Consider the following 17,190-nt stretch of genomic DNA (forward strand, 5'->3'; position numbering starts at 1 on the left):
GGAGACGATGATAACAACTCCAAAAAGAATAAAACAGGTAAAATTCGGACTTATTTCACCAAAAGAATTCCGGAAAATGAGCGTCACAAGAATCATAACGGCGGATACGTATGATGATGACGGATTTCCGATTGAAATGGGATTAATGGATACAAAACTCGGAGTTATTGATCCTGGCCTGCGATGTAAAACATGCGGGGGCAGAGCAGGTGAGTGCCCCGGACATTTCGGGCATATCGAACTTGTGGCACCAGTTATCCATGTTGGTTTTGCCAAGCTGATACGCAAGATCCTGCGGGCAACCTGCCGGAGCTGCGGAGCACTGCTTCTTGAGCCTGCCCAGAAGAAGAGATATGTTGAACAGATAAAAACACTTAAAAAAATGGGACAGTCGATCGAGGATGTTGTTAACGAGGTATTCAAGGAAGCTCGAAAAGCTGGAAAATGTATGTACTGTGGCGAGGCCCAGCAGGAGATCAAATTCGAGAAACCCACAACCTATATCGAGAACGAGCATAAGCTGATGCCGACTGATATACGCTCACGTCTTGAGAGAATAACAGACGAAGATATAGAAGTAATCGGCATGGACCCCCATAATGCCCGGCCTGAGTGGACTATTCTGACAGTACTGCCTGTGCCGCCTGTCACTATGCGGCCATCGATTACACTTGAATCAGGCCAGCGCAGCGAAGATGACCTGACCCATAAACTGGTAGATATAATCAGAATCAACCAGAGATTCCAGGAGAACAGGGAAGCAGGGGCGCCACAACTTATCATAGAAGATCTATGGGAATTACTGCAGTACCATGTAACCACATTCATTGATAATGCGGTCTCTGGTGTGCCTCCTGCACGACACAGATCGGGCAGACCGCTTAAGACCCTATCCCAGAGGTTGAAAGGAAAAGAAGGACGGTTCAGGGGAAGCCTGTCAGGCAAACGTGTCAACTTCTCTGCAAGAACTGTGATCTCACCCGACCCTAATCTCAGAATATACGAGGTAGGTGTACCCCACGAGATAGCAAAAGAACTTACCATCACTTTGAACGTAACCCCAAGAAATATCGATGAAGTGAGAGAATATGTAAGACGTGGACCTGATAATCATCCTGGTGCAAACTATATCATCAGAGCAGACGGGCGTCGGGTAAAAATCACTGATAGTAACTGTGAGGAACTTGCAAGTCTGATTGAACTTGGATGGAAAGTTGATAGACAGATAAAGGATGGCGATGTTGTGCTATTCAACAGGCAGCCTTCGCTTCACAGGATGAGCATTATGGCTCATGAGATAAAAGTGCTGCCATATAAGACATTCAGGCTCAATCCTGCAGTATGCCCGCCTTATAACGCAGATTTCGACGGTGACGAGATGAACCTGCATGTGCCTCAGACCGAAGAAGCTCGTTCTGAGGCAAAGATCCTGATGCATGTGCAGGAGAACATTTTATCCCCGAGGTTTGGAGGACCCATTATAGGCGGAATCCACGACCACATATCCGGACTCTTCCTGCTAACGAACAGTAAAGATAAGATAAATAAGAGTGATGCTCTGGAACTGCTTGGGAAATCAGAGATCCGGGAACTGCCAGAGCCTGCAGGAACCGAGGATGGGGAACCCTACTGGACAGGGAAACAGATATTCAGCCAGATTCTTCCTAAAGGACTTAACCTTCAATTCAAAGCAGAGATATGCGAACACTGTGATCCATGCAAGGGTATAAATTGTGATAAAGATGCATATGTGGTCATCAGGAATGGGGTGCTTGAGCAGGGCACCATTGATGAAAAGGCTATAGGAGCTTTTAAGAGTGTGATACTTGATAAGCTGGTGAAAGAGTTCAATCCTGAAATCACAACCAGATTTATCGATGATGCAACACGCCTATCTATAAGGGGTATTATGCGAAGGGGATTCAGCTTCGGTATAGATGACGAGTATGTACCCCCTGAGGCCCAGACCCAGATTGACGAGACCATGACCCAGGCAAAAGATAAAGTTGAAAAACTGATCTCTGCATACCTGGCAGGAGAACTCGAACAACTTCCTGGACGAACTGTTACTGAGACGCTTGAGATGGAAATAATGAAAGAACTGAGTAGAGCACGAGACTCGGCAGGTGATATTGCAGGACGACATCTGGGAATGGATAACTCTGCGGTAATAATGGCACGTTCCGGCGCGCGGGGTTCAATGCTCAACCTGACGCAGATGGCCGGATGCGTGGGTCAGCAGGCTGTTAGGGGTGAGCGAATTAAAAGAGGTTATGCAGGACGCACACTGTCTCATTTTGAGCGGGGCGACCTGGGAGCCCAGGCTCATGGATTTGTGAGGGCAAGCTACAAGAGCGGTTTATCACCGACTGAGTACTTCTTCCACGCCATAGGTGGACGTGAAGGTCTTGTTGATACAGCCGTTAGAACTTCACAATCAGGCTATCTCCAGCGCAGACTTGTGAACGCGCTTCAGGATCTTGAAGTGCAATACGATGGAACTGTAAGGGATACAAGAGAAATGATCATACAGTTTAAATATGGAGAAGACGGGATCAACCCGATGAACAGCGATTTCAGTAAAGCTGATACAGTTAAGCGAATTGTAGAATCGGTCATCGGAGAGGTGAAGGAATGAACCTGGATCAAAAAACAATCGAGGAAACTGTTTCATCCCTCCCGTTTCCTCAAAAGATTATTGATAACCTGATGCGTGAGCTCGAGAGTACGCCTGTCACAAAAGAACAGATGGATGAGATAATAAGGGGTATAGCTACCGGATATGATCATTCTAAGATAGAAGCAGGTGAAGCTGCAGGCGTTGTTTCTGCACAATCAATAGGCGAACCTGGCACACAGATGACAATGCGAACATTCCATTACGCAGGTGTAGCAGAAATAAACGTTACACTGGGCTTACCACGCTTAATTGAGATAGTGGATGCAAGAAAAAGCCCGAGCACTCCGATGATGACCATTTTTCTGGAGAAGGATTATGCATTTGACCGTGATAAAGCGCGCGAACTCGCCTGGAAAATTGAGGCGACCAATATCACTGTGCTTGGCAGTATGTCCACAGATATAACCGAGATGAAGATAATAATCGAACTTAATAAGAAAGCGCTCCTTCAGCGTAATATGACCACAAAAGAGATTGCTGATAGACTCGAAGAGGAGATTGGCACTACTATCGAAGTGTCTAACGATACTTTAATCATGAGACCTGAAGAAGCATCATACAGGCAACTGCTTCAGCTTGTTAAAAGCGTGCAATCAGTGATATTAAAAGGCATTAAAGGAATAAAAAGGGTAGTTATCAGAAAAGAGGACAGTGGAGAATATGTTTTATATACTGAAGGTTCAGAGCTTAAGGAAGTGCTTTCAATAGAAGGGGTTGATGCTACAAGAACAAGGACAAACAGTGTAAATGAGGTCTTTGAGGTAATGGGGATAGAAGCCGCAAGGATGGCCTTGATTCATGAGGCCATGGATACGCTCAAGGAACAGGGTCTAACCGTAGATGTCAGGCATATCATGCTTGTGGCAGACATAATGACTGTTGACGGTGATGTAAAACCGATAGGTAGACATGGAGTATCAGGTGAAAAAGCAAGTGTTTTTGCACGTGCTGCTTTTGAGGTAACTGTGAACCATCTACTGGATTCGGGTATGAGTGGAGATGTTGATGAACTCAGGGGAGTAACAGAGAATGTAATAGTAGGCCAGCCCATAAAACTGGGTACCGGAAATGTTAAATTAATTGCAAAAAAAATCACATAAAGGAGCAGAATTATGGAAACTGATATAACCAAAGTACTTCGAAGCACTTTATCCACAGGTAAAGTGCTTATCGGCACGAAACAAACCTTGAATGCAGTAAAGAATGGGAAAGCACAGGCTGTTATAGTATCGTCCAATTGTTTAGAACAAACATTGAAAGAATTAAGGGGTATAACTGTAATAAAATATCCTGGATCTGGCGTTGATCTTGGTGCTGCATGTGCTAAACCATTTCCGATTACTGCACTTGCTGTTCTGGATCCCGGAGAATCAGAGATTCTTTCCTTAGGGAGTATGAATGAGTGAAGTCAGGTTAACTACTGAGGGAATAAGGTATATTGCATTATTTGAGAGCCTAACAGGCGCCAGAGCAAGAGATTGCTATGAAGATATAGAAAATAACAGGTTGATATTCGTGGTAAAGAGCGGGGATATGGGACTGGCCATCGGAAAAGGCGGGGATCATATCAACCGTGTAAAAAGAGTGGTAGGCAAGCATGTTGAAGTAATTGAACACTCAGAAGACCCTGTTGAGTTCGTGAAAAATGCTTTTCATCCGGTTTCAACAAAAAATGTTAATATTGTTGAGAAGGATGATAAGCGCATAGCTTATGTAGAGGTACTTACTAAAGAGAAAGGACTTGCCATCGGGAGAGACGGCAAAAACATTGAAAAGGTAAAAAAACTCTCCTTAAGGCACCATAATATAGATGATGTGATTATCAAGGGTTGCACCCCCTAACGACTGTCGACTGTCACGCCAGTCGATTGCGTATTCACGTCGACTGTTACGCCAGTCGATTACGTATCCACGTATTGCTTCGCAATACGTGTCTGCGTCCTCAAGGGGCGCAACCCTTGATACGTGTCTGCATCCCAGGGATGCAATCATTGAGAAAATAAAAATTATTCATACTGGAGGAAGAAAACTTCATGGGAAAAGGAATATATGCAGCTCGTAAACTTAAGAGCGAACACAAGAAGTTCAGATGGAGCGACAGGAATTATAGCAGACGCGCTCTTAATCTTGATGTAAAGGCAGACCCGCTGGGAGGAGCACCTCAGGCAAGGGGTATTGCACTTGAGAAAGTCGGGATTGAGGCAAAGCAGCCTAATTCTGCTATACGAAAGTGCATAAGACTTCAACTCATCAAAAACGGAAAACAGATATCCGCTTTCTGCCCTGGCGACGGTGCGATTAATTTTATCGATGAACATGATGAAGTAACCGTAGAAAGAATGGGCGGAAGAATGGGCGGTGCCATGGGAGATATTCCCGGAGTGCGCTGGAAGGTAATAGCAGTTAACAATGTTGATCTAAGACAGTTAGTTCTTGGTAAAAAGGAAAAGCCGGTGAGATAATATGCATAAATTGTTTGGAAAATGGGATTTTACAGAGGTTGAGGTTAGAGACCCGAGTATCAGAAATTATGTCAACCTTACACCCATCTTTGTCCCGCACACAGGCGGCAGAAATGCAAAACAGCAGTTCGGTAAATCGAGTTTAAACATTGTTGAGCGACTTGTCAACAAAATGATGCGCGAAGAGAATAATACAGGACAGAAGATAACAGCGAACACGATTGTTCAAGAAGCTTTTGAGAAAATCAATAAGAAAACGGGACAGAACCCTATACAGATCCTGGTCAATGCAATCTCAAATTCTGGACCCAGGGAAGAGACTGTCAGGTTACAGTACGGCGGTATTGCAGTTCCAAAATCAGTTGATACTGCACCACAGCGCCGTGTGGATACTGCGCTACGACTAGTCACTGAAGGAGCACAGAAGGCAGCCTTCGGTACAAAGAAGTCCTTAGCTGATACCCTTTCAGATGAGATAATCGCAGCGGCAAACTACGATGTCAAAGGGTATGCAATGGGTAAAAAGGATAATATCGAGAGAGTTGCGAAGGCAGCACGTTAATAGTAATAGTATCGCATAACCGAAGTTATGCGATTATCCTATTAGCTTATTCTTTTAACATTCTGACCATCTTTACTGCTGCTTCCACAGCGCGTTTGGCATATTCAACACGCTCATGTGCATCAAGCCTGCTCATGCCTGGACCTGAGATCCCGAGTGTTACGGGTTTATTGTACTCCAGGGCAAGATCTGCTATCTTCCTTGATGCATGCTGAATAACGATCTCATCGTGCTTTGTGGCTCCCTGTATCACACATCCCATCGTGACCACTGCATCAACATTCCCATCTTCCGCGAGTTTCTTTACTGCCAGAGGCATATCAAAAACACCGGGTACGTACAAAATTTTTGCAACTGATGCTCCGAGAAAAGCTGCATGTTCTTTTCCAAGGGTCTCCATCTGTATAGTTATATCCCTGTTAAATTCTGAAACAACAAATCCAAGTTTGATACTCATTTTTTAGCACCTAGACCTGTCATATTCTTCGGTTTAATCAAAAACTTTATCCTTTTAAGATGCATTAACGGGATTACTCCATCAGAGTGCCTGGGTGGGGTAGCTGGTTATCCTATGGGACTGTGGATCCCACGACTCGGGTTCGAATCCCGACCCGGGCCTCATATTTTTCCTTAAAAATGGTTCATTAATTTCATATTCAACATGGATTGGAGCAATCACAGAAGCTTAATATCATAGTGCGATGATTAAAGCGGCAATGTTAACCACAGATGAATTGAAACTCCTTATCAAAAAATATGCTCTTCAGAATGCGGTCAAATATAGCAAAACACCGCAGGCAGGCGCTGTCATGGGTAAGGTCATGGCGCATCCTGAACTTCGCCCGCGGGCTAAAGAGATAACCGTCCTGGTTGGAGACGTCCTGCGGGAAATAGAAGAGATGACGCCCGAATCGCGTGAGGATGAGTTGAAGAAGCTTGCACCTGAGCTCCTGGAAGAACTTAAAGAAAAGAAGGAGCCAGAGAAAGGTCTGCCCCCGCTTGAGATCAACGGCTCCCTTGTAATGAGGTTCGCTCCCAATCCTAACGGGCCACCCACGCTTGGAAGTGCCAGGGGGATCGTGGTGAACTCGGAGTACACAGGACGATATAATGGAAAATTAATCATACGCTTTGATGATACAGACCCTGTGACAAAGCGCCCGATGCTTGAAGCTTATGACTGGTATCTTGAGGATTGCCTGTGGCTAGGGACAAAACCTGATGAAGTCATCATAGCATCTGATAGAATACCATTATACTATGAGACTGCAGAGCAGTTGATCCGAAAAGATGGGGCGTACGTCTGCTTCTGCAAGCAGGAAGTGTTCAAGGCGCTCAAGGATGAAAAGAAGGCATGTCCGCACAGAGAACAGGGAGTAGAGAAGAACCTTGGGCTCTGGAAAGATATGCTTTCAAGCTGTTATAAAGAGCAGGAAGCTGTACTTAGAATAAAGACCGATATAGCCCACAGGGATCCGGCAATCAGGGACTGGGTAGCTTTTCGCATAATAAAGACACCACATCCAAGACCTAGCGTGGGTGATAGATACTGCGTCTGGCCGTTACTTGACTTTGAAGGGGCTATCGAGGATCATCTGTGTGGAACAACACATATAATCCGCGGCAAGGACCTTATTGATAGCGAGAGACGCCAGAGATATATCTACAAATACATGGGATGGGCTTATCCAAAGACATTGCACTGGGGACGCGTGCAGATATATGAGTTCGGGAAACTCAGTACAAGCGCTATTAAGAAAGCTATTGCAGAGGGGATCTATACAGGATGGGATGACCCTCGCCTGCCCACAATCAGAGCAATCAGGAGAAGGGGCATAAGACCTGAAGCCCTTCGAAAATTCATGATCGATCTTGGTCTTGGCGAGACCGATATCAGCCTCAGTTTAGATACTCTGTACGCAGAGAACAGGAAGATAATCGACCCTATAGCTAATCGATATTTTTTTGTATGGAGCCCTGTTAAAATGGAAATCGAGGATGCTGAGCCAAAAGTTGCTAAAGCTCCGCTTCATCCATCCCGGGGAGGAATAAGAGAGATACCTGTGGGAACAGAGGTATTGGTATGCAGGGACGATGTTGAGACACTAAAGGTTGGAGAGCGGCTGCGCTTAAAGGACCTCTACAATATCCAGATAACCGGTATCTCTCCTCTGAGAGCGAAGTTCATAGGTACTGATATAGATCTCATCAAGAAGGAGAAAGCGCGCATCATCCACTGGGCTCCGACTGATGGACTTAAGGTCAGGGTTCTGTCGCCTGATGGCGAGTATACCGGTACAGGCGAGAGAGGGATTGAGAAAGAACTTGATAGGGTCGTGCAGTTTGAGAGGTTCGGGTTTGTAAGGATAGACAGCGTAGATGATGGGGTTGTGGCGTATTTTACGCATAGATAATCAGGCAAAAATACTTAAAGTTTTGAGATGAAATTAAGCTCATGAAGCATGTTCACGCACTCATTAGCGGTGAAGTTCAGGGAGTAGGCTATCGAGAAGAAGTTAAACGCCTTGCTTTTGATCTAAATATCTGCGGTTGGGTCATGAATTTAGAGGATGGGAGGGTTGAAATAACCGCAGAAGGAGAGAGTAAAAGCATTGAAGAATTTTTAGATAAGATAAACATTAAAAAATATCCGATTTTTGTGGAAGAAGTGAAAGTTGATGAGGAGACCTACACAGGCGGGTTCAGATCATTCAGGATTATAAGAGATAAAGATTTACAGAAAGAGCTTTTATCAGCTATATTAAGAGGAACGGTTGAGATCCATGAAGTTAAAGAAGTCCTGCTATCTGTAAAACAGGATACATCGGCGATGCTTGAGAAACAGGACTCGATGCTTGAGAAACAGGATTCAATGCTTGAGAAACAAGATTCAATGCTTGAGAAACAGGACTTGATGATCGAAAAGCAGGATTCTCTTATAAAAGTGACTGAGAAAGGATTTAATGATATGAAAACAGGTTTCAGGGAAATCAAGGAAGAAATTCATCTGGTGAGAGATGATTTCCGTGAAATGTTCATGCATGAGATAAGAGAACTCAGGAGTGAAATAACCGAGATAAAAGCAACGCTTACAAGGATGCAGGAAGCTGGATGAGTGGGAGTTAGATAGGGGTTAATGTCTGTTGATCTGAGTAAATGAATAGATCTAACTACCTGCAAATCTTTTGCGTTCTTTTGCGATTAATTTCTTATAGTATTCTACAGCCTCTTTTACATCCATTAACAGGTGCTCACTGAACTTCCCTTCTATTTTTATTATCCACTCATTATATGGATCGTCATTGATTATGTTCGGGTCTTCCCAGAGCTTATCGTTCACCTCTATTATTTTCGTATCAAACGGCAGGGATACCTGTGATACCGCCTTTATGGTCTCATATGCTACCAGGGTATCTCCCTTTTTAATAGATTCACCGATATCGGGCAGATCCATATGCACTATCCCTTTGGATAGCGACTGTCCAAGTTCAGTAATCCCGATAATGATATGTCCCCCCTCAGGCTTTAACCATACATGGTTTTTAAGGTAATACCGATCCTCCGGGAATTCAAATTCATAAGCCTTCATGGCTCTTTACATCTAAGGATAGGTATAAATATTCATCGATACCTGCTTGATGCCATGAGCGATTACTGGGGTATTCCTGAACAGGAATATGAACTCTCCCTGCTGCAATTTGCCAGGGAGGAATTATCAGAAATGGGTTATTCTGTTCTCAGCGAAAAGGTGGAAGTATGCAGCGGGGCAGGAGCTTTGACCATGACTGCAGTACTGAGGACAGAGGAATTACAGTTTGGCCTGTATATTCATGATGGTCCAAAGCAGAGAAAAAGCAGAGGCCCCCCGATTATCAGTATGTTGAGGCTTTTATCCGGTATGAACAGCGCGGAGGATCTGAGGAATTTCGTACTTGCATATCAGTATGATTTTCACAGGAATTTAGCGCCTGAGGATGTGGTTCTTAAAGACAGGATAGAGTCTGATATGAGGGAGATATACACATTTTTATATAATTTGAAAATAAAGGATCTTTACGATAATGATCTGAGCAGCGCAGCAGATATTTTGAGGATAAGGCTTAGAGAGGGCAGCGCATAACCTTAACGAATAGACCCACATGTTGAGAGCATACATCAAATACACATAGCCCCTGAACAAAAGGTTATAAATAAGGTACAGTTAGATAATTATCATCATGAAAAATCTTGATAGAATACTAGAGTTGCTCAGTGATTTCAAGTGGTGTAGCATCAATGAAATAAAAACTAGGATCTCTTTGCCATCAGATAGATTAAACGAAGCCCTAAGCTTCCTGCAAGAACAGTCATTCATCAGTAGAGAGGATGAGAAGTTGAGAATAACACCCAGGGGATTAAAATTGCTGGAAATCCCATCTTAGTTAAGCATTTCATTTACTTCTATTAATCTTTTCAACAATTCTTTTCCTCTAGCTGTGAGTTCATAACATGCATCTGGATTGCACTTTGTTATAAAGCCCTCAGCTAACAGGAAGTCAAGATACCTCTCGAAATTTCTCCAATCAAGGTATGCCCTCTGCATAATTCGGGTCTTTTTTGCCCTGTTCTCCTCTTGTATTGCTCTGAGCATATCCAAGATTATTTCCCATCTGCTTCTATCTTTTTTCAATTCTATACACATCTCCCCGTTTTTGCTGCTATAATTTAGCCTGCATGGCAGCGATAATACTGATGAAAGTAGAATCCAAAGCCACATTCCACATGCAGTCTTATCCACCCCTTTTACTCATCAAGCATATCACCACTAACTCTATCAAGGGCTTAGCTTAGAATACATCTACGACTTAGCAGCATATGAAGTTTTCCATATTATTTAAATGCTTCCATTGTCAGATACGTTCCTGAGCCATTTAGCTCAGTTCTTTCAATTAAAGTACCTGCTGAATTTAGAGATCAATGAAAAATGGAGAAGAGTTTTTATACTGATTAATCGGGATTCTAAAGGATGAGGTATTGATATGAGTTTTCTTGGAACAGCCGCAAGTTCGTTTGCAGATATAGTCCTGGTTGTTCAAATAACAGGTTTTATTATACTTCTCTCAGGCATTATATATGTAAAAAGAGGAAATTTCTTAAAGCATTTTAAAATGACAAGAATCGCTGTTTTTTTAGGAATCTTATCTCTTATATGGATGGGCTATTCCCTGGTGTTCTATTTACCGATACTTTCTATCGGTACTGCCTGGGCTTTATTTATTTTCCATTCGGTTATTGGATCTCTGGCACTATCCACAGGTGTATTCTTTGCATTTGACAGGCTGATAAAAAAGACAAGAATCCCTATGAGAATTGTTTTTCTTTTATGGATACTGGCACTGCTTTCGGGAATCTCGATTTATATTAATTACTATGTATTTTAATTTTAGCTGACTATTAATTGACCTTCCATTCCTGCGTCTCTGTGGCCTGCCACTTCACACCACATATCAAATGTTCCTGCTCTGTCTGCAACAAATTCCATAACCTGAGTAGTTCCAGCAGGTACTATATTCACTCTCTGATTGTACCCTTCAATAAACAGGTTGTGTGTTCCCTGATCATTTATTACTGTTATTCTTACAGTGTCTCCCAGGTTAGCGGTTATTGTTGCCGGGTCTAATTCAAAATTTGATTCTCTTATCGTATATTCTTTAACTTCACCCGTTGGAGTGACCGGCACAGTGGGTGTAGCTGTCTGGTCCTGCGGCTGATCTATGCATCCACTTATAAAAATAACCCCTAACAATAGTAGAAATACATTGGATAGTTTCATTCCAATCCCCTGTATTACTACGCTATATATTATAATAAATATTTCTCTTTGGCGCCTATAAAGGTTATATCTATAAAGGTTAAGTTGATTTTGAGAGGATTCTCTTACTTAAGTTTCTCCCCCATGTTCCTTTTCATGCTCCTCAAGGGTCTCATGTCCGTGTTTTCTCTTTGTAGCTTCTCCGCCTTTAGATCCACCCTTATGTCCTATTTCTGAATAGAACTCGCGACCGTGGGTTTCTCTGGTAGCTTCTCCTCCCTTCTTGCCAAGTTCACTATAACCCTCATGGCCTAACTCCTTTTTTCTCTCTTCTCCTCCCTTCTTCCCAATCTCATGATAGAACTCATAGGTATAGCCCTTCTCCTTCTCTTCTTCTTTCTTCTTTTCTTTTACCATTCTATATCACTCCCTATTTTGATTATTTTATATCCAGTTAATTTATAGTTACCCCATATATTATGGCAACCATAACTATGATATCCAACAGGATATCATAGCCGATTAATTCACTGTTACCCCTATTAATACCCTATATTTCATGCTACAAGAATATTTTGGTAATTAGAACAGTATTGTTAACTGTTCATCTTTCAGAAGCTTTTTGATCTACTCACCTGCTTCAGCCCTTGCAGCCTCTGCCTGGACAGTCTCTGGTTTCTCCCTTATGAAATGATAACCCTCTTTTTCCAGCATTGGAGCAAAACGGTTCCGCCAATCATCGGCTTCTTCATCGCTTGAGAATGTAATATCCAGGTCTTTTCCTGTACGTATTACAATAACTTCTCCTTTCTGTGGAATAATTCCTCTTGCTGCAGCCCCTCTGGGTGCAACTCCACCCTTCTTACCGATTTCCCGATAGAATTCGCGACCATAAGTTTCCTTGGTTGCTTCACCGCCCTTTTTGCCTGCCTCTTCTACAGTCATCTTACTGGACTCTTCTCTTCTTTCCCCTTCTCTTTTTGGCATTTATATCACTCCCTCTTTTGGTTTTAGTCTTCTCTGATTCTACTCTTGTCTAACCCTATATCCACCCTCTTTGAGCTTTGATACAAAGCGCTCTTCCCAATTCCGAGACTCATCTTCGGTCGGAAATGAAACACTTATGTTACCTGCTCTTGCTCTCATGAATACCTCTTTTTCCGCAGCTCTTCCTGCCATTTATATCACTCCCTATTTTGAATTTGTTCTTTTAAAGCTAATTTATAGCTTCCTATTGCTCGATATCAGGTCGAATCGGTCTCCCCCTGACCTACCCTGGTAATCATAACCATATCTCTGAGATAATAGCTGATTAACTCAACATTATCTATAATATAGTTACATTACCCCAATTGATGTGTTATATCTCATGCTATAAGAGTATTTTGGTGGTAATTGAAGAAAAAAGCCAGAAGATGCCTGGTGAATTCCAGAATCTCTCGCTGCAATAATACTCATATATTAGAAAATGCCTTACAATGCGAATATGGACTATAAAAAAACTGAGAACTGTATGATATGCGGCGAGGAACTTGCGTATTTAACAGCCGCCATTGGAGCAACATGCACCTATTGCGGTAGAGCAGAATCTGCCAACATACACTGTCCTTCGGGTCATTATGTATGCAATGAGTGCCACGCAAGGGATTCTATACAGATAATCACCAGGTTCTGCCAGAATTCAGGCTCAACGAATCCCATGGAGATGGCAAAAACCATTATGAAGCATCCTACCATGCCCATGCACGGGCCTGAGCATCATGCCATGATTGCAGCAGTGCTTGTTACTGCCTACAAGAATCTCACAGGAAAAGTGACAGATGAAGAAATCAAGGAAGCAATAAGGCGTGGCGCTACAGTACCGGGCGGCTATTGCGGTTTATATGGCGCTGATGCTGCGGCCATAGCTACAGGCATAGCCATGAGCACCATACTGAAGGCCAGTCCCTTAACAGATCATGAGAGACGGACTGCAAATATGATGACCTCAAGAGCGCTTGCTGCAATAGCAATAAACAGAGGGGTAAGGTGCTGCAAGCGAAGTACGTTTGCTGCAATTGAATCGGCAATTCAGTACTTCAGAGAGGTGCTCGGCACAGAGCTTGAGCATACCCCAGTCTCTAAGCTCAAATGCGAGCACAGTTCCAGGAATAAGCAATGTGCCAGAGCTGATTGCAGATACTATGCTGGAGAGCAATAAGATAGATATGGCATGGTACGGAGACTGGATGGCAGTGGTTGTAAGCATTCTGTTCTTCACAGTCTTTGTAATTGGATTTGCATATGCTCTAAGAATTAAGTACTTCGCTTCTTTGCGAGTACATCCAACAATCAGCAACAATCAGTACCTGGATATCCCTGCTCTCACTTGGCACCAAACCCACCTCGCAGAAAGCGACGCAGATCTTCTTCATCCTCATCGTATTCTTCATTATTTTCTTCTGTCTGTTTCATAATTTACCTCAGTAATATAAGATAGAACATACTCCCATCCTATTTTTATAATTTAGATAGTGTCTCTTGTATAGTAAATGCATCCATACCGCAGTGAATGCATGATACCATAGCAATTCCTTTAATGAATTCCGCTTTAGTTACTGGCATTTTATGCTTGCATTTTGGGCATTTGTATTGTTTGATAGAGATCATGCTATTACCCCCATATTAGCAAAGACGATATCAATTGGTTCTTTATTAGCCTTATTAAAGCTTATATTGTATAAAGCTTACCCTTAGAGAAGTTATTTATCAATTTGCTATGTTTTTTGTAAAATAGAAATAAATAGGGTAATAAAAATACTCCTTTTTGTTTATATTCTGATCTTCTCCCCTGAATCTGCCCTGGTAGTCTGAACATTAGAGTATGTGCTACATAGTAACACATCTCTTAATAATCCTGCTTGTGCGCAGCGTCTCCAGTGAGGTGAGCTGTTGATTCGCCTCTGCCTCTGTGACCGTCACCAGTACAGTAGATTTCGAGGAAGGTACTATCATAATCCTGTGCTTCCTGAAATAAAAAAAAGTCTCCTCCAGACCCTCTTTATTCATCTCCCCGAGCACATGCCTTATCTGCTTCTCCAGCCAGAACATGGTCTCTAAAAGTTGCTCTCTATACTCTCTGGCTCTGAGGATTACAGGCACACCGTCTATTCTGTAGAGTATGCATGCTTCAACCCCCTCGATATCATATAACGCATCCAGGGCCTCCTCAAGTTCTTTTACCATATTCTTTATTCTCTTCCCTTATGACCAGATCAAGGATTTGTGAAGGATCTTCATTATGTGTCCAGTTCTTCTGCAAAGCTCCGATCCTTGTCGACAATCTCTCTCCGATCGCTCCCATAGCTCTTGACCTTTCGATTGCCTCTTTAAATTTCTCATCGAATTTAGTTTTCGGTCTTACTCGATCTATCTGTTTCTCTGATGCCTTTATAACAATTCCCAATCCTGTCTCTATATAATAAGGGTAAAGACCAGAATCATGCTTTGAGCCCCTGTGCTTCATGATTCTAAGTGTTCTATCATACATCTCACCAAAACCAAGATTTTGCAGATATATTACTGAATCAGCTAAATAGAGGGGCATTGTTGGGCTCTCAGATAAGTACGGCTTATCTATCTGGGACATAATACTGTATGTTGGTGTGACATCTACCGGGTCCTCAAGCGTTACCAGGGCAGTGCCGATCTTGCGCAATTCCTGGAATATCGTGCTCAGGGATTTTCTCCTCTCTTTTTCAGAATAAAAAGTCGGATATGTCAATGGATCTATTACTACTCTCAGGTTCTGAGAGGACATTGACCTTTTAATCATCTCTACAAGATCCAGAGCAGGAAATGTGAGATCTTCTCCAAAAAGATGGATTATCTTCAGGTTCCCTTGCTCAATATGATCCTCAATCTCTCCCCATCCCATATCCCAGCAGTCCCTGATTATCTGCTCCTCCGACATCTCAAAGGAGACATAGACTACTTTTTCACTTCGATTGAGGCCAAATAGCGAATACTGTAATGCGAAGGTAGTTTTTCCAACGCCTGTGCCTCCGCGGACTATGTTTATAGTATTATCTCGAAAGCCTCTGCCCATCAGATCATCAAGACCATATATTCCCGTAGGGACTCTACCCGTTTTTATCATCTATTAGTCTCCAACGTATATGTTTGGAGCATATTTATAGTTTTGCTACAATAACTAAAATGATTGATAGTTATTTTTCCAGCGTGCTCTCTTCCTGCAACTCAAATGGCTCAGATCCCAATCCATTATTCTCTTCTATTAGTTTATCCACTCTTTGCTGGGCATTTTTCAACATGGTATCGCATTCTCTGACAAGTCTTATTCCCTTATCAAAAAGCAAAAGACTCTCATCAAGAGAAAGCTGCCCTTGCTCAAGCCTTTCTACTATGTTCTCAAGTTCCATAAGTGACTCTTCAAAGCTCATTTCCATTTGTATACCTCCTTATCATTTACATTGCACCTGATCCTTCCATCATTTACAATTATCTGAATCTCATCCTGTTTTTCAACATCATGGATACTTCTTAGAGGTATCTTATCTGGTAGCTTTAACACTATGCTGTAACCCCTTGAGAGAGTACCAAGCGGACTGACCGCATCAAGTTTACTCGTATGTACCATGAATAAAGATGCCTTCGTATCCAGTATCCTCCTTATACCCAGGGTCTGTCTCTGGGCGATTTCATCAATATACTGCATATAATGTGATAATCGTTCCATGAGTAGATACGGCTCTATATCAGCCCTTAACCCGGATAGATGAGATATTCTGTCATTCAGGATGTATCGTTGCTTTTCGATTAACCTGTACTTTAACCTGTTGATTTGATTGAGCAGCTCCTGCCTATCAGGGACGGCGATCTCTGCTGCAGCGGATGGGGTCGGAGCACGACGATCTGCTACAAAATCGGCAATAGTATAATCTGTCTCATGTCCCACGGCAGATATAATCGGGATCTTTGAATTGAAGATCGCCCGCGCCACAATCTCTTCATTGAAAGCCCAGAGATCCTCTATAGAACCTCCGCCCCTGCCCATGATTATCAGATCAACACCAGTGTTGTTCAGCACAGAGATTGAGCGCACTATGCTTTTAGCAGCAGTCTCGCCCTGCACTATCGTAGGGATAAATAACACGCTTGTGGGGTACCGGCGTTTTATAACAGTCAGTATATCATGAAGGACGGCCCCCGTAGGTGATGTTGCCACGCCTATCTTCTTTGGGAATCTTGGCAGTGGTTTTTTATGCACAGGAGAGAACAAACCCTCGCTCTCAAGTTTATTCTTTAATTGCTCATATGCCTTGTAAAGTTCCCCGATGCCATCAGGTCGAATCGCTCTTACCTTGAACTGGTACTGGCCTCTTTGCTCATATACATCTATATCTCCAAGGATAATCACCTTCATTCCGTATCTGGGCTCAAACCTTAGGTTCTGACCGTACCATCTAAACATAACGCACTGCAACTGGCTGCTCTTATCCTTTAATGTAAAATAGCGATGGCCAGAGCTATGGTTTGTGAAGTTCGATATCTCACCCCTTATCCATACATCATTCAGTTGACTGCCTGTTAGTATACTCTTTACCGCCAGGGTAAACTCGTGGACAGCATAGATGCCTTTCTCTTCAAAGAGCATGGCCTTAGAATCTACCCTGGTAGTTATCTGGTTTACTAT

The 17,190-nt window shown here is 42.8% G+C and carries 23 protein-coding genes and 1 tRNA gene; 13 read left to right on the forward strand and 11 right to left on the reverse strand.

Features of this window, described 5'->3' with window-relative positions:
* Positions 1-7 precede the first annotated feature (7 nt).
* From ANME2D_RS05655 to ANME2D_RS05680, 6 genes are all read left to right on the forward strand, one after another.
* Positions 8-2,638 carry a DNA-directed RNA polymerase subunit A' gene (locus ANME2D_RS05655; protein ID WP_048089715.1) on the forward strand — a complete coding sequence of 877 codons (2,631 nt, stop codon included), beginning with the start codon at positions 8-10 and terminating at the stop codon, positions 2,636-2,638.
* Positions 2,635-3,780 carry a DNA-directed RNA polymerase subunit A'' gene (rpoA2, locus tag ANME2D_RS05660; RefSeq protein WP_048089716.1) on the forward strand — a complete coding sequence of 382 codons (1,146 nt, stop codon included), beginning with the start codon at positions 2,635-2,637 and terminating at the stop codon, positions 3,778-3,780. The genes ANME2D_RS05655 and rpoA2 overlap by 4 nt, the downstream gene beginning before the upstream one ends.
* A gap of 12 nt (positions 3,781-3,792) precedes the next feature.
* Positions 3,793-4,086, forward strand: a complete 294-nt coding sequence (locus ANME2D_RS05665; RefSeq protein WP_048089718.1) for a 50S ribosomal protein L30e — start codon at positions 3,793-3,795, stop codon at positions 4,084-4,086.
* Positions 4,079-4,522, forward strand: coding sequence for a NusA-like transcription termination signal-binding factor (locus ANME2D_RS05670; protein ID WP_048089720.1), 444 nt, complete (start codon positions 4,079-4,081; stop codon positions 4,520-4,522). Before ANME2D_RS05665 ends, ANME2D_RS05670 begins: the two co-directional genes overlap by 8 nt.
* 191 nt (positions 4,523-4,713) lie before the next feature.
* On the forward strand, positions 4,714-5,142 hold the full coding sequence (locus ANME2D_RS05675; RefSeq protein ID WP_048089722.1) for a 30S ribosomal protein S12: 429 nt from the start codon (positions 4,714-4,716) through the stop codon (positions 5,140-5,142).
* 1 nt (position 5,143) lies between these two features.
* The gene (locus ANME2D_RS05680; protein ID WP_048089724.1) at positions 5,144-5,704 is read left to right on the forward strand and encodes a 30S ribosomal protein S7; all 561 of its coding nucleotides are present in this window, start codon (positions 5,144-5,146) and stop codon (positions 5,702-5,704) included.
* A 46-nt stretch (positions 5,705-5,750) separates the two neighbouring features.
* Here the strand turns inward: ANME2D_RS05680 and ribH are convergent, their stop codons facing one another.
* Positions 5,751-6,161, reverse strand: coding sequence for a 6,7-dimethyl-8-ribityllumazine synthase (gene ribH / locus ANME2D_RS05685; protein ID WP_048089727.1), 411 nt, complete (start codon positions 6,159-6,161; stop codon positions 5,751-5,753).
* A gap of 88 nt (positions 6,162-6,249) precedes the next feature.
* On the opposite strand from ribH, the gene ANME2D_RS05690 reads away from it, so the two are divergent.
* The 3 genes from ANME2D_RS05690 (at position 6,250) to ANME2D_RS05700 (ending at position 8,819) form a co-directional block, all read left to right on the forward strand.
* A tRNA-His gene (locus ANME2D_RS05690) sits at positions 6,250-6,322 on the forward strand.
* A 98-nt stretch (positions 6,323-6,420) separates the two neighbouring features.
* Positions 6,421-8,118, forward strand: a complete 1,698-nt coding sequence (locus tag ANME2D_RS05695; protein WP_048090000.1) for a glutamate--tRNA ligase — start codon at positions 6,421-6,423, stop codon at positions 8,116-8,118.
* A gap of 41 nt (positions 8,119-8,159) precedes the next feature.
* Entirely contained in the window at positions 8,160-8,819 is a 660-nt protein-coding gene (locus ANME2D_RS05700; RefSeq protein WP_048089729.1) for an acylphosphatase, read from the forward strand.
* A 51-nt stretch (positions 8,820-8,870) separates the two neighbouring features.
* On the opposite strand, the gene ANME2D_RS05705 is transcribed toward ANME2D_RS05700, so the two are convergent.
* Positions 8,871-9,293, reverse strand: coding sequence for a glycine cleavage system protein H (locus ANME2D_RS05705; protein ID WP_048089731.1), 423 nt, complete (start codon positions 9,291-9,293; stop codon positions 8,871-8,873).
* 54 nt (positions 9,294-9,347) lie between these two features.
* Here ANME2D_RS05705 and ANME2D_RS05710 point away from each other — a divergent pair, with 54 nt between their 5' ends.
* Together ANME2D_RS05710 and ANME2D_RS05715 are read left to right on the forward strand one after the other, a co-directional pair.
* On the forward strand, positions 9,348-9,824 hold the full coding sequence (locus ANME2D_RS05710) for a hypothetical protein (RefSeq protein WP_048089733.1): 477 nt from the start codon (positions 9,348-9,350) through the stop codon (positions 9,822-9,824).
* A gap of 97 nt (positions 9,825-9,921) precedes the next feature.
* Positions 9,922-10,125, forward strand: a complete 204-nt coding sequence (locus ANME2D_RS05715; RefSeq protein WP_048089735.1) for a helix-turn-helix domain-containing protein — start codon at positions 9,922-9,924, stop codon at positions 10,123-10,125.
* Here ANME2D_RS05715 and ANME2D_RS05720 read toward each other — a convergent pair.
* On the reverse strand, positions 10,122-10,481 hold the full coding sequence (locus ANME2D_RS05720) for a winged helix-turn-helix domain-containing protein (protein WP_157833976.1): 360 nt from the start codon (positions 10,479-10,481) through the stop codon (positions 10,122-10,124). The two genes, ANME2D_RS05715 and ANME2D_RS05720, sit on opposite strands and share 4 nt — an antisense overlap.
* A gap of 241 nt (positions 10,482-10,722) precedes the next feature.
* Between ANME2D_RS05720 and ANME2D_RS05725 the strand changes: the two genes are divergently transcribed.
* Positions 10,723-11,124, forward strand: coding sequence for a hypothetical protein (locus tag ANME2D_RS05725; RefSeq protein ID WP_048089738.1), 402 nt, complete (start codon positions 10,723-10,725; stop codon positions 11,122-11,124).
* Between the two features lie 2 nt (positions 11,125-11,126).
* Here ANME2D_RS05725 and ANME2D_RS05730 read toward each other — a convergent pair whose 3' ends face one another.
* The 4 genes from ANME2D_RS05730 to ANME2D_RS17890 all read right to left on the reverse strand — a co-directional run bounded on the left by ANME2D_RS05730 (position 11,127) and on the right by ANME2D_RS17890 (position 12,674).
* Positions 11,127-11,516 (reverse strand): cupredoxin domain-containing protein, encoded by a 390-nt coding sequence (locus tag ANME2D_RS05730; RefSeq protein WP_052368594.1) that lies wholly within the window; start codon positions 11,514-11,516, stop codon positions 11,127-11,129.
* A gap of 108 nt (positions 11,517-11,624) precedes the next feature.
* Entirely contained in the window at positions 11,625-11,912 is a 288-nt protein-coding gene (locus tag ANME2D_RS05735; RefSeq protein ID WP_048089739.1) for a hypothetical protein, read from the reverse strand.
* 210 nt (positions 11,913-12,122) lie between these two features.
* A complete protein-coding gene (locus ANME2D_RS05740; protein ID WP_048089744.1) occupies positions 12,123-12,482 on the reverse strand; it encodes a hypothetical protein in 360 nt (119 codons plus the stop codon).
* Between the two features lie 39 nt (positions 12,483-12,521).
* Positions 12,522-12,674: a hypothetical protein gene (locus ANME2D_RS17890; RefSeq protein WP_157833977.1), complete on the reverse strand. Its 153-nt coding sequence runs from the start codon at positions 12,672-12,674 to the stop codon at positions 12,522-12,524.
* 307 nt (positions 12,675-12,981) lie between these two features.
* Here ANME2D_RS17890 and ANME2D_RS05745 point away from each other — a divergent pair, with 307 nt between their 5' ends.
* Positions 12,982-13,695, forward strand: coding sequence for a DUF5714 domain-containing protein (locus tag ANME2D_RS05745; protein ID WP_048090003.1), 714 nt, complete (start codon positions 12,982-12,984; stop codon positions 13,693-13,695).
* Between the two features lie 668 nt (positions 13,696-14,363).
* On the opposite strand, the gene ANME2D_RS05750 is transcribed toward ANME2D_RS05745, so the two are convergent.
* From ANME2D_RS05750 to xseA, 4 genes are all read right to left on the reverse strand, one after another.
* On the reverse strand, positions 14,364-14,720 hold the full coding sequence (locus ANME2D_RS05750) for a hypothetical protein (protein ID WP_048089746.1): 357 nt from the start codon (positions 14,718-14,720) through the stop codon (positions 14,364-14,366).
* On the reverse strand, positions 14,704-15,633 hold the full coding sequence (locus ANME2D_RS05755) for an RAD55 family ATPase (RefSeq protein WP_052368595.1): 930 nt from the start codon (positions 15,631-15,633) through the stop codon (positions 14,704-14,706). Before ANME2D_RS05755 ends, ANME2D_RS05750 begins: the two co-directional genes overlap by 17 nt.
* A 70-nt stretch (positions 15,634-15,703) precedes the next feature.
* On the reverse strand, positions 15,704-15,937 hold the full coding sequence (locus ANME2D_RS05760; RefSeq protein WP_241763311.1) for an exodeoxyribonuclease VII small subunit: 234 nt from the start codon (positions 15,935-15,937) through the stop codon (positions 15,704-15,706).
* Positions 15,934-17,151, reverse strand: coding sequence for an exodeoxyribonuclease VII large subunit (xseA, locus tag ANME2D_RS05765; protein ID WP_048089749.1), 1,218 nt, complete (start codon positions 17,149-17,151; stop codon positions 15,934-15,936). The genes ANME2D_RS05760 and xseA overlap by 4 nt, the downstream gene beginning before the upstream one ends.
* Between the last annotated feature and the right edge of the window lie 39 nt (positions 17,152-17,190).

Source organism: Candidatus Methanoperedens nitratireducens, from assembly GCF_000685155.1.
Taxonomy (GTDB): domain Archaea; phylum Halobacteriota; class Methanosarcinia; order Methanosarcinales; family Methanoperedenaceae; genus Methanoperedens; species Methanoperedens nitratireducens.